This window comes from Salarchaeum sp. III (genome assembly GCF_036418315.1).
GTDB lineage: Archaea > Halobacteriota > Halobacteria > Halobacteriales > Halobacteriaceae > Salarchaeum.
In genome coordinates, this window is sequence record NZ_JAZHPG010000024.1 from 70,679 (window position 1) to 82,664 (window position 11,986).

At 68.5% G+C, this 11,986-nt stretch carries 11 protein-coding genes and 1 pseudogene; 5 read left to right on the forward strand and 7 right to left on the reverse strand.

Translation table 11 applies throughout. From position 1 onward, the window contains the following. The first annotated feature begins 73 nt into the window (after nucleotides 1–73). From U3A55_RS07645 to U3A55_RS07655, 3 genes are read left to right on the forward strand one after another with little or no spacing between them, the layout of a single operon-like run. Nucleotides 74–1,321, forward strand: a complete 1,248-nt coding sequence (locus tag U3A55_RS07645) for an HD domain-containing protein (protein WP_330990893.1) — start codon at nucleotides 74–76, stop codon at nucleotides 1,319–1,321. A 24-nt stretch (nucleotides 1,322–1,345) separates the two neighbouring features. After that, entirely contained in the window at nucleotides 1,346–2,368 is a 1,023-nt protein-coding gene (locus U3A55_RS07650) for an amidohydrolase family protein (protein WP_330990894.1), read from the forward strand. Nucleotides 2,369–2,394: 26 nt separating this feature from the next. Next, nucleotides 2,395–2,835 (forward strand): universal stress protein, encoded by a 441-nt coding sequence (locus U3A55_RS07655; RefSeq protein WP_330990895.1) that lies wholly within the window; start codon nucleotides 2,395–2,397, stop codon nucleotides 2,833–2,835. On the opposite strand, the gene U3A55_RS07660 is transcribed toward U3A55_RS07655, so the two are convergent. From U3A55_RS07660 to U3A55_RS07670, 3 genes are read right to left on the reverse strand one after another with little or no spacing between them, the layout of a single operon-like run. Beyond that, complete coding sequence (locus U3A55_RS07660; RefSeq protein WP_330990896.1) at nucleotides 2,832–3,803, reverse strand: biotin--[acetyl-CoA-carboxylase] ligase; 972 nt, start codon at nucleotides 3,801–3,803, stop codon at nucleotides 2,832–2,834. The two genes, U3A55_RS07655 and U3A55_RS07660, sit on opposite strands and share 4 nt — an antisense overlap. 36 nt (nucleotides 3,804–3,839) lie before the next feature. Further along, nucleotides 3,840–4,139 (reverse strand): hypothetical protein, encoded by a 300-nt coding sequence (locus U3A55_RS07665; RefSeq protein WP_330990897.1) that lies wholly within the window; start codon nucleotides 4,137–4,139, stop codon nucleotides 3,840–3,842. A gap of 44 nt (nucleotides 4,140–4,183) precedes the next feature. Continuing rightward, nucleotides 4,184–6,025 carry an acetyl-CoA carboxylase biotin carboxylase subunit gene (locus U3A55_RS07670; RefSeq protein ID WP_330990898.1) on the reverse strand — a complete coding sequence of 614 codons (1,842 nt, stop codon included), beginning with the start codon at nucleotides 6,023–6,025 and terminating at the stop codon, nucleotides 4,184–4,186. Nucleotides 6,026–6,127: 102 nt separating this feature from the next. Between U3A55_RS07670 and U3A55_RS07675 the strand changes: the two genes are divergently transcribed. Both U3A55_RS07675 and U3A55_RS07680 read left to right on the forward strand, forming a co-directional pair. Beyond that, nucleotides 6,128–7,519 carry an NCS2 family permease gene (locus U3A55_RS07675; RefSeq protein ID WP_330990899.1) on the forward strand — a complete coding sequence of 464 codons (1,392 nt, stop codon included), beginning with the start codon at nucleotides 6,128–6,130 and terminating at the stop codon, nucleotides 7,517–7,519. Between the two features lie 25 nt (nucleotides 7,520–7,544). Beyond that, nucleotides 7,545–7,709: a hypothetical protein gene (locus U3A55_RS07680; protein ID WP_330990900.1), complete on the forward strand. Its 165-nt coding sequence runs from the start codon at nucleotides 7,545–7,547 to the stop codon at nucleotides 7,707–7,709. Here the strand turns inward: U3A55_RS07680 and U3A55_RS07685 are convergent. The 4 genes and pseudogenes from U3A55_RS07685 to U3A55_RS07700 all read right to left on the reverse strand — a co-directional run. Continuing rightward, nucleotides 7,706–7,942: pseudogene (locus U3A55_RS07685) on the reverse strand (hypothetical protein); the annotation flags it as partial. The gene U3A55_RS07680 and the pseudogene U3A55_RS07685 overlap by 4 nt on opposite strands. Nucleotides 7,943–7,949: 7 nt before the next feature. Then, nucleotides 7,950–9,494, reverse strand: a complete 1,545-nt coding sequence (locus tag U3A55_RS07690; protein ID WP_442978290.1) for an acyl-CoA carboxylase subunit beta — start codon at nucleotides 9,492–9,494, stop codon at nucleotides 7,950–7,952. Nucleotides 9,495–9,589: 95 nt separating this feature from the next. After that, the gene (locus U3A55_RS07695; protein ID WP_330990903.1) at nucleotides 9,590–10,933 is read right to left on the reverse strand and encodes a sodium-dependent transporter; all 1,344 of its coding nucleotides are present in this window, start codon (nucleotides 10,931–10,933) and stop codon (nucleotides 9,590–9,592) included. A gap of 96 nt (nucleotides 10,934–11,029) precedes the next feature. Continuing rightward, the gene (locus U3A55_RS07700; RefSeq protein ID WP_330990904.1) at nucleotides 11,030–11,986 is read right to left on the reverse strand and encodes an NADPH:quinone reductase; all 957 of its coding nucleotides are present in this window, start codon (nucleotides 11,984–11,986) and stop codon (nucleotides 11,030–11,032) included.

The window sequence follows — 11,986 nt, forward strand, 5'->3', positions numbered from 1 at the left end:
CCGCGCGCTAAACGCTTGCGCCGCCGGCCGTCCTGTCCGGTCGTTTTTACGTGATGCCGGCGAACCACCGCGTATGCACACGGTGAAGGACAGCGTCCACGACCACATCGAGGTCGAGGGCGTCGCCGCCGCCCTCCTCGACACGCCGCCCGTCCAGCGGTTGCGCCGCATCAAGCAACTCGGGACGGTCTCCCTCGTCTACCCTTCGGCGAACCACACGCGCTTCGAACACAGCCTCGGCGTCTACCACCTCGCGTCCCGGGCGCTCGACCACCTCAGCATCGACGGTCCGCGCGCCGAGCGCGTGCGTGCCGCCGCCATCCTCCACGACATCGGCCACGGCCCCTACAGCCACAACGTCGAGGACCTCATCCACCGCCGCACCGGCAAGTACCACGACGACGTGGCCGGTCTCGTGGAATCCGAACCCATCGCGGGCGTGCTCGACGACCACGGTCTCGACCCCGAGCGCGTGACCGCGCTCGTCACCGGCGAGGACGAACTCGGCCAGCTCGTCGCCGGCGAACTCGACGTAGACCGCATGGACTACCTCGTCCGGGACGCCCACCACACCGGCGTCCCCTACGGCACCATCGACACCGGCCGGCTCGTCCGAGAACTCACGTTCATCGACGGCCGGCTCGTCCTCAAGGAGGGGAACGTCCAGACCGCGGAGTCCCTCCTGCTCGCCCGCGCGCTGATGAACCCGACCGTGTACAGCCACCACGTCGCCCGTATCTCCAAGGCGATGCTGCGCCGCGCGAGCGAACGCCTCCTCGAATCGACCGACGTGACCGGCGAACGGCTGCGGCGGATGGACGACTACGAACTCCTCGTACGCCTCCGCGAACACGACGCGTCGCGCGCGCTCGCCGACCGCCTCGCCGACCGCGACCTCTACAAGCGCGCCGTCTGGGCGGAACTGGACGACGTGGCGGACGACGTGTTCGACCCCGAGGAACCGCTGTTCGACCCCGACCACGACACCGTCGCCGCGTTCGAGGACGACATCGCCGCGGACGCCGGCGTCGACAGCGAGAACGTGATTCTGGACGTGCAGGGCCAGCCGTCGATGCGGGAGTCCACCACGGGCGTGCTCGTGAACGGCGAGGTGCGGCGGCTGGACGAGCAGTCCACGCTCGTGCGCGCACTCCAGATGGCCCAACGCGAGCAGTGGCGGCTCGGCGTGTACGCGCCCGACGGCCTCACCGAACCCGTCGGGCGGGCGGCGGAGCGCGTGCTCGGCCTCGACATGGACGGCGCGCTCGTGAGCGAGACCACCACGGGCGAGTACGCGAGCCTCGACGACTACAACGAATAAGGCGACGGCGGTCCGACACCACGTATGGAACTCGACGGAACCATCCTCGCCGGTCCGACGTTCGACGCAATCGAGGGGCGCGTCGTCGTCGAGGACGGCGAAATCGCGGCGGTCGAGGAGTGCGAGACGGAGTCGGACGACATCGTGCTGCCGGCGTTCGTGAACGCGCACACCCACATCGGGGATTCCATCGCGAAGGAGGCCGGGCGCGGGCTGACGCTGGAGGAACTGGTCGCGCCGCCGGACGGCCTCAAGCACCGACTGCTGCGGCAGGCCTCCCGCTCGGAACTGGTGGAGGCGATGGGGCGTTCGATGGCGTTCATGGAGCAGACGGGGACCTCGGACTTCATCGAGTTCCGGGAAGGCGGCCGGCGCGGCGTCGAGATGCTTCACGAGGCCGCGGAAGGCCGCGCGCTCCGGCCGTTCGTGATGGGACGCGGGGACGCCGACGACGTGCTCCCGGTGGCGGACGGGTACGGCGCGACGGGCGCGAACGACGACCAGTTCGGCGCGGAGCGCGACGCCGCGCGGGACGCCGGGAAGCCGTTCGCGATTCACGCGGGCGAGCGCGACGCGACCGACATCCATCCTGCCATCGACCTCGACCCGGACCTCCTCGTCCACATGGTGCACGCGGACCCCGAACACCTCACGCGAGTGATGGACGCGGAGATTCCCATCGCGGTCTGTCCGCGCTCGAACCTCACCACGGGCGTCGGCCTGCCCGATATCGCGGAGCTGAGCGACTTCACCACGGTCGCGCTCGGCACGGACAACGTTTTCCTCAACAGTCCCTCGATGTTCCGCGAGATGGAGTTCGCGGCGAAACTCAGCGACTGCACCGCGCCCGAGGTGCTGGGGATGGCGACGCGGAACGGCGCGGAGGTTCTCGACCGGAACCACGGCACTATCGAGGAGGGACGCGAGGCGCGCTTGCTCGTCCTGGACGGTGACTCGGACAACCTCGCGGGCTATCAGGACGCCGTGCGCGCGGTCGTGCGGCGCGCGGGCGAGAGCGACGTGAAGCGCGTCCTCCTCAAGAGTTAAGCCGCGTGCGACTTATTCACACATAGATGGGGCTCTACGACCGGGTTCTCGTGCCGACCGACGGCTCCGCGGAGACGCGTCGCGCGGTCGAACACGCGGTTTCGCTCGCGGCGGAACACGGCGCGACCCTGCACGCAGTCTACGTCGTCAACACCGCGAGCTTCGCCTCGCTCGGCGCCGAAACCACGACCGAGGGCGTCTCGGACCTGCTCGCTGAGGAGGGCGAGGAGGCCATCGACATCGTCGCGGACATCGCCGCGGACGCCGGCGTTCCGGTCGAGCGCGTCCTCCTCAACGGCACGCCGAGCCGCGAAATCGTCCGGTACGCCGAGGACAACGACATCGACCTCGTCGTGATGGGGACGCACGGCCGCGGCGGTATCGACCGCCTGCTCCTCGGGAGCGTCGCGGAGAAGGTCGTGCGCTCCAGCCACGTCCCCGTGCTCACCGTGCGCGTCGAGGACTAAACCGGCCGGAGGTGCTCGCAGTCGCCCGCGTGCACCACCCGCCGCTCCTCGCCCGTGTCGACGACCAGCGCTCCCGTCTCGGTCACGTCCACGGCCTCGCCGACGAGGTCGCCGTCCGGCAGGTGGACGCGCACCCGCCGCCCGAGCGTGCTCGTGCGCTCGCGCCACGCCGGCAGCACGCGCTCGAGGTCGCCGCGGAGGTCGTCGAACCGCTCGAGCACCCGCTGCACGAACGCGCGGCGCTCGACCGGTCCGGCCTCGTTCCGAAGGCTGGTCGCGTCCTCGTACAGGTCCGCGGGGTCGACGTTCGCGTTCACGCCCACGCCCACGACCACCCACGACACGCGTCCCGCCTCACCCTCCATTTCGGTCAGAATCCCGGAGAGCTTCCCGTCGCTCACCAAGGCCCCTCCGGACGACGCGTCCGGCGTGCCCTCGTTCACTTCGCTCACGAGGACGTCGTTCGGCCACTTGATGGTCGCGTCGACGCCGTGTTCGCGCGCGGCGTCGGTGACGGCGACGGCCATCGCGAGCGTGAGGAGCGGCGCGCGGGCGGGCGGAATGTCGGGGCGCAGAACGACGCTCATCCAGATACCGCCGGAGGGCGAGTCCCACGCGCGGTCGCGACGGCCGCGCCCGCCGACCTGGCGGTCAGCGAGCACGACGACGTCTTCGCGGCCGTCGGTGGCGAGGGCGCGCGCTCGGTCGTTCGTGCTCTCCACGGTGTCGTGGTACTCGACCGTAAAGGGCGCGTCGAGGTCGAACGCAACCGAGTCGCCGCCGTACTCGGGTATCTCGGTGAGTTCGTAGCCGGCGTCCGTGCTCGCTATCCCGAAGCCCTCGTCGCGGAGCGCTTCGACGTGCTTCCAGACGGCCGCGCGGGAGACATCGAGGCGCTCCGCGAGCGCGGGCCCCGAGAGCGGGCCGTCCGCGAGCGCCCGAAGGACGGCCTGCCTGGTGTCGGTCATACCCGAGTGTACGACCGCGGCGGTAAGAAGCCCTCGTTAGGCGACTTCGTTCCCGCGTTTCACGGCGTCCGCGATAATCTTGTAGAGGATGCCGAGCGACCCCGCGTAGACGATAGCGCCGCCGACGAGCACGAGCGCGCCGCCCGCGAACATCGCGGCGGTGTTCGGTTCCGCGGCGTACCCGCGCGACATCCCGTCCATCGCCAACCCCATCGTGCCGCCGGTGATGGTGATGCCCGCGAACGCGACGAGGCCGCCGACCAGCCACACGCCGACGAGGTACCAGAGCAGCGAGAACCCGTACCGAACCCCCTCCCGAACGCTTACTGTTGACATGGCACGCGAGCGATTCGCGCGGCCGAAAATAAAGATTGGGACGCCTACTCGATGACGACGAGCACGTCACCCATGTCGACGGATTCGCCCTCCTCGACGACGACCTGCGTGACCGTTCCGCCGCTGGACGCGACCACGTCGTTCTCCATCTTCATCGCCTCCAGGACGAGCAGCACGTCGCCCGGCGCGACCTCGTCGCCCTCCGCCACGTCGACGGAGAGGATGGTGCCCTGCATCTCGGCTTCGACGCGCTCGCCGTCGCCCTCGACGACCACGTCGTCGCCGTCGTCGTCCGCGCCGCCCGCGGGTTCGGGGCGCTGACCGTCGCCACCGGCGTCACCGCCCGCTGACACCTCGATGGGGGCCGCGCCGCGTTCTTCGAGGTCGACATCGAATCGTTTGCCGTTGACTTCGACCGTAAACTCGCGCTCCACCACATCCTCCTCGCCGGACTCGCCCGTGGTCTCCGTCCCCCACTTCTCCTGCGCCTCGGCGACCGCCGCCTCGTCGAGTTCCTCGTCAAGGTACTTGGTCGTGTGCTCGCCCGCGACGAACGCGTCGTCGGTGAGCATCAAGCGGTGGAAGGGAATGATGGTCGGGATACCCTCGATATCGTACTCGGCGAGCGCGCGCTGCGAGCGCTCGATGCACTCCTCGCGGTCGCTCCCCCAGACCACGAGCTTCGCGATCATCGAATCGTAGTCCGTCACGAGGTCGTCGCCCTGCCGCAGGGCGTCGTCCATCCGCACGCCGATGCCGCCCGGCGTGTCGTAGGTTTCGAGCGTCCCGCCGGTCGCGGGCGCGAACTCGTCGGCGGCGTTCTCCGCGTTGATGCGGAACTCCATCGCGTGCCCGTCCAGGGCGACCTCGTCCTGCGAGAAGTCGAGTTCCTCGCCGGCGGCGATTTTGAGCTGCCACTTCACGATGTCGATGCCCGTCAGTTCCTCCGTGACGGTGTGCTCGACCTGAATCCGCGTGTTCACTTCGAGGAAGTAGAAGTCCGCGTCCGCGTCGAGCACTTCGCCCGCGCCCTTCTCGCGGGTGTCCTCCACGAGGAACTCGAACGTCCCCGCGTTGTAGTAGTCCGCCGCGTCCGCGCCCCGGCGCGCGGCCTCCCCGATTTTCTCCCGGAGGTCGTCCGTCAGCGCGGGCGACGGACCCTCCTCGATGACCTTCTGGTGGCGGCGCTGGAGGCTGCAGTCGCGCTCCCCGAGGTGGCGGACGTTGCCGTGGTGGTCAGCGACGATCTGCACCTCGATGTGCCGCGGGTTTTCGAGGTAGCGTTCGAGGTAGACGGTGTCGTTGTCGAAGTACGCCTCGCCCTCGCGCTGCGCGGATTCGAGTTTGTCCGCGACCTCGTCCGGCCCCTCGACGACCTTCATTCCGCGGCCGCCGCCGCCGCCCTCGGCCTTGATAGCGACGGGGTAGCCGTGTTTCTCCCCGAACGCTTTCACGTCTTCGGGGTCGGTGACGGGGTCGGTGGTTCCGGGAACGATGGGTACGTCCGCGGCGTCCATCGATTTCCGCGCCTGTGTCTTCTCGCCGAGCCGGCGCATCGAGTCGCTGCGCGGGCCGACCCACGTCACGCCCGCCGCGTCCTCGACCTTCCCCGCGAACTCCGCGTTCTCCGCGAGGAAACCGTACCCGGGATGGATGGCGTCCGCGCCCGCCTGCTGGGCCGCGTCGATGACGGCCTCGTGGTCGAGGTAGGAGTCCGCCGCGCGCGCGGGCCCGATGTTGTACGCCTCGTCCGCGTACCGGACGTGACCCGAGTGCTTGTCCGCCTCGCTGTACACGGCGACGGTGTCGATGCCGAGTTCCTCGCACGCACGCATCACGCGCACGGCGATTTCCCCGCGGTTCGCCACCAGAACCTTCTCGAACATAGATGGGGGTTCACCCACCGGCCTACTCATTGTGTCGGTTCAGCACGGGTCGAGACGGGAACCGACACCACTAACAGTTCCTCCCCCACCAGTGGGTGAAGGATGACCGTACGCGCCTGGATCGCCGCCACCTTCAGCCTCGACGACCACGACACCGACCTCAGAACCGAAGTGCTCGCGGGACTGACGACGTTCCTCACGATGAGCTACATCGTCGTCGTCAATCCCGCGATACTCGCTGCGACGGAGGACAAACCCGGCATCGCGGTTCCCGGGTACACCGTCCCCGAAGTCCAGCAGATGCTCGCGGTCGTCACCATCCTCGCGTCCGCCGTCGCGATTCTGGTGATGGCGTTCTACGCCAACCGGCCGTTCGCGCTCGCGCCCGGCCTCGGACTGAACGCCTTCTTCGCGTACACGGTCGTCGGCGTGATGGGGATTCCGTGGCAGACCGCGCTCGCCGCTATCGTCACCGAAGGCGTGCTCTTCATCGTCCTCACCGCCATCGGCGCGCGCGAGTACGTCATCAAACTGTTCCCCGAACCCGTGAAGTATGCCATCGGGAGCGCGCTCGGATTGTTCCTCGCCATCATCGGCCTCGAAGGAATGAGCGTCGTCGTCAGCCACCCGGACACCATCGTCACGCTCGGAAACGTCGCGCAGAACCCGGTCGCTCTGGTCGCCGTCCTCGGCCTGTTCTTCACGCTCGCCCTCCACACCCGCGGCGTGCGCGGCGCGATAATCCTCGGCGTCCTCGGGACGACCGCCGTCGGCTGGGCCGTCGCCTCGCTCGGCGTCGCCCCCCAGCTCGCCCCGACCGTTCCCGACCCCCAGTACGACATCACGCCGCTCGCCGGCGCGTTCGTCGAGGGGTTCCAGCACGTCGAGGCGTTCGGGTTCGCGCTCGTCGTGTTCACGTTCTTCTTCATCGACTTCTTCGAGACCGCGGGCACGCTCACCGGCGTCAGTCAGGTCGGCGGGTTCCTCGACGAGGACGGGAACCTCCCGGAGATGGAGAAACCCCTGATGGCGGACGCAATCGGCACGACCGTCGGCGGGATGCTCGGCACGTCCACCGTCACCGCCTACATCGAATCCGCGACCGGCGTCGAAGCCGGCGGCCGGACGGGCCTGACCGCGCTCGTCGTCGGCCTCCTCTTCCTGCTCGCGCTCGCGTTCGTCCCGCTCGCCGCCGCCGTCCCCCTCTACGCGAGCCACATCGCGCTCGTCGTCGTCGCCATCATCATGCTCGGGAACGTCACCGAAGTCGACTGGAACGACCCGACCCACGCCGTCCCTGCCGGCCTCACCATCATCGTGATGCCGTTCACGTACAGCATCGCGTACGGCATCGCCGCCGGCATCGTCTCCTATCCGCTGATGAAGGCCGCAGCGGGCGAATACAGCGAGGTCAGCGTCGGCCAGTGGCTCCTCGCCCTCGCCTTCGTCGTCTACTTCGCCGTCCGCACGAGCGGCGTCCTCGCCACAATCTAAGACCCCGGCACCCGAACCACGGGTCGTGCTCGATTCGACAGGAATCTTCGTCTCGGTCGTCGCGTTCACCGTGCTCGCGTGGGCCGCCCTGATACCAACGCCGCCCCTTGACGCGTATCCGCTCGCGGCCGCGACCGCCGCCAGCCTGTTCGTGTTCGCCGCGGGTGCGGTGACGGGCCGGTACCGCTAGAAGCGCTCGGTTCGCCCCGCCGCGCTCCACGGGTCGGTCGGCGCGCCGTCAGGCACCCGAACCTCCCGGGACTGAAGGGCGTTCACGCGTCCCGCGAACCCCCAGCGTTCGCCGTCCCAGGACGCCTCACCGCTCGCCTCGGCGGCGGCCGCCGCGGCCTCCCGGTCGCGGAGGTGCGCGCTCACGGCCGCCGCGATGGCGGCGGCCTCGTCCTCGCTCGCGTCCTCCGGCAGGGAGACGTTATAGCGGGATGTTTCCATGTTTCTTCTCGGGCTGGTCGACCCGTTTGCCGGTGAGCATTTCGAGGTCGTCGATGAGCCGCGGTCGCGTCTCCTGCGGTTCGATGACGTCGTCCACGTACCCGCGGTCGGCGGCCGTGTAGGGGTTCGCGAACTCCTCGCGGTACTCGTCGATGAGTTCTTCGCGCTTCGCGTCGGTGTCCTCGGCCTCCGCCAGTTCGTCGCTGTAGAGGACGTTCACCGCGCCCTTCGGCCCCATCACGGCGATTTCCGCCGTGGGCCACGCGTAGTTCACGTCCGCGCCGATGTGCTTCGACGCCATCACGTCGTACGCGCCGCCGTACGCCTTCCGCGTGATGACCGTCATCAGGGGAACGGACGCCTCGCTGAACGCGTAGAGGAGTTTCGCGCCGTGCCGGATGATGCCGTTGTGTTCCTGGTCGGTGCCGGGGAGGAACCCGGGCACGTCCACGAACGTCAGAATTGGGATGTTGAAGGAGTCGCAGAACCGCACGAACCGACTGCCCTTCTCGGACGCCTCGATGTCGAGCGTCCCCGCGTTCACCCGCGGCTGGTTCGCGACGATGGCGACGCTCCGGCCGTCGAGGCGGGCGAACCCGACGACGAGGTTCTTCGCGAAGTTCTCCTGCACCTCGAAAAAGGACCCCTCGTCCACCACCGAATCGACGACGTTCGTCACGTCGTACGGCTTCCGGGGCTGGTCGGGGACGATAGATTTGAGCTCCTCGTCGCGCCGGTCGGGGTCGTCCCACGGCTCCACCCGGGGCGGGTCCTCGACGTTGTTCTGCGGGAGGTAGGAGAGCAAGCGTCGGATGTTGTCCAGCGCGTCCTCCTCGGAGTCCTCCGCGAAGTGCGCGACGCCCGACGTGCTGGAGTGCGTGGTCGCGCCGCCGAGTTCCTCGAACCCGACCTCCTCGCCCGTCACGGTCTCGATGACGTCCGGGCCGGTGATGAACATGTGGCTCGTGTCCTTCACCATGAACACGAAGTCGGTGATGGCGGGCGAGTACACCGCGCCGCCCGCGCACGGCCCCATGATGGCCGAAATCTGGGGGATAACTCCGGACGCCTGCTGGTTCCGGTGGAAGATGTCCGCGTAGCCCGCGAGCGCGTCCACGCCCTCCTGGATGCGCGCACCGGCGGAGTCGTTCAGGCCGATGACGGGCGCGCCGACCTCCATCGCCTTGTCCATCACCTTCGTCACCTTCTCCGCGAACACCTCGCCGAGAGAGCCGCCGAAGACGGTGAAGTCGTGCGCGAACACGAACACCTTCCGACCGTTGACCTCGCCGTATCCCGTGACGACGCCGTCCCCGGGAATCTGGTCTTCCTCCATCCCGAAGTTGTGGCTGCGGTGGGTGCGGAGCTGGTCGAACTCCTGGAAGGTATCGTCGTCGAGGAAGTAGTCGATGCGCTCGCGCGCCGTCATCTTCCCCTTTTCGTGCTGGGACTCGATGCGGTCCTCCCCGCCTCCCTTCGCGGCTTCGGCCTTCTTCTCGCGGAGTTCCTCGATGCGGTCGTCCATCGTCATCGACTCGAACACCCTGTCATTACGCGGGCCAACGACCAGCAGTCAAAAAGGCGTTCCGACCTTGGCAGGAAGTCACACCGAAGTCGGTGTCAGGAGAGAAGTATCGCGGATTCGAGGACTCCGGCCTGCACGAGGAGCTCCTGAACGCCGAGAACGAGCGTCAGGAGGATGCCGGCCGGAATGACGATTCGGACGAACCACAGCCAGACCGTGCTGAACGTCGCGCTCACGGCCGTGCCCTGTCTGAGTTCGTCGACCGCGCCGTGGGGGTACACCCAGCCGAGGAACAGCGCGAGCAGGAGGACGGCGGCCGGGAGGAACAGGTCGTACGCGAGGAGGTTGAACCACGTGAGGTAATCCGAGTAGAGCGCGGACGGGACGCCGAGCAGGAAGACGAGCGTGCCGACGCCGACCGCGACCGCGGGGCGGCTGTAGGACGTGTTCTCCACCGCGAACGACGTGACGACTTCGAGGAGGCTGATGGCGCTCGACAGCGCGGCGAGCAGGAGGACGAAGAAGAACACGATGCCGACGAGTTTCCCGGAGGGAATCTGTCCGAACGCGCCGCCGAGCGTCTTGAACGCCGTTCCGGAGCCGCCCCTCCCGGGGTCGATGCCGAGGTTGAACAGGATCGGGAAGACGACGAACCCGGCGAGCAGTCCGACGAGCGTGTTGAAGATGACGATGATACCGCCGTCGCGGGGGAGGCTGTCGTCGCGGCCGAGGTAGGAGGAGTACGCGATCATCGCGCCCATTCCGAGCGAGAGCGTGAAGAACGCCTGACCGACCGCCGAGGGGAGGATGGACGCGATGTTGTCGACGATGACGTCGACGTTCGGGGAGAGGTAGTAGTCGTAGCCCGCGCCCGCGTTCGAGAGCGTCGACGCCCAGATACCGAGGCCGAACAGGAGGACGACGATGCTGGGAACCATCACCTTCGCGGAGCGCTCAATGCCGTCCTCGACGCCGAACGCGACGATTCCGACGACGAGCAGCATGAACACAGCGTGCAGCGCGACCGCTTCGGGGCCGGTCGAGATTGCGTTGAAGTACGCAGTGGCGTCACCGAAGTACGCGCCGGTGACGCTTCCGCCGAGGTAGCGGAGCACCCAGCCGCCGATGACGCTGTAGAAGGAGAGAACCCAGAACGCGGTGAACGTTCCGACGATTCCCGCGATAGCCCACGCGCCGTGACCGAGTTCGCGGAATGCGTCTATCGGGTTTCGCCTGCTTCGCCGCCCGACAACGAACTCCATGAGTATCGCGGGGAAGCCGATGAGGAAGACGACGGCGAGGTAGACGACGAGGAACGCCGCGCCGCCGTTCTGTCCGGCCTGAAAGGGAAACCCCCAGATGTTCCCGAGGCCGACTGCGCTCCCGACCGCCGCGAGGATGAACCCGAGACGGGTCTCCCAGGTCTCTCGTTCTGCCATAGCGTACCACGACAATCGACAACCCGACTACTTAAACCCATAGAAGATCGGTCGGGAAACAGCCCGAACACAGCCGATTACCTCCGAATCAAACACTTACGGCGTGATGACGAGCTTCCCGAAGACGGAGTCGTGCAGAACGGCGTGCTGCGCGGCATCGGCCTCGTCGAGGTCGTACGTCCGCGAGACCTCGGGGGCGAGCTGGCCGGCCGACAGCAGGCGAGCGAGCCGGGCGAGAACCGCGGAGAGGTCGGGCGTGTTGAACATGCTCATCAGCGACACGGTGAGTTCCGCGCGGCGCGCCGCCGTCACGTCCGCGAACCCCGCCTCGGGCGCGGTGTTGCCGATGCCGACGACGCGCGCGCCCTGCGCGGCGACCGCGGCGTCGAGGTCGAGGTACTCGTCGAGCCGGTGGTCGAGAATCACGTCCGGCCGCCCCGCCTCCACCACCGCGTCCGCGAGGTCCGCACGGGCGTAGTCAAGCACCACGTCAGCGCCGAGTTCGGGGAGTGAGTGGCCGTACTCCTCGTTCGCGGTGGTGACGACGGTCGCGCCCGCCGCGTCCGCTATCTGGACCGCGACGTGTCCGACGCCGCCGCTACCGCCGTGAACCAGGCAGGTCTCCGCGGGGTCGAGCCCCGCGTGGTCGACGAGCGCGCGCCACGCCGTCACGCCGACGAGCGCGACCGCCGCGCCCTCAGCGTACGAAACGCCGTCCGGCAGGCCCGCGAGCTGGCCCGGACGCGCGACCGCGTACTCCGCGTACGTCCCCTGCTGCGTGCGTCCGAGTCCCGTGCCAAACACGCGGTCGCCCTCGCTGAACTCGGTGACGTTCGCGCCGACCGCCTCGACGACGCCCGCGAGGTCCGCGCCCGGCGTCATCGGGAACGCCGGCGGCTCGCGCTTCCCCCGGCGACTGTACGTGTCCACGGGGTTCACGCCCGCGGCCTCCACCCGCACCAGCACCTCGTCCGGGCCGGGTGTCGGCGTCGCCACGTCCTCCACTCGAAGCACGTCCGACCCGCCCGTCTCGTGGAATCTGACTGCGCGCAT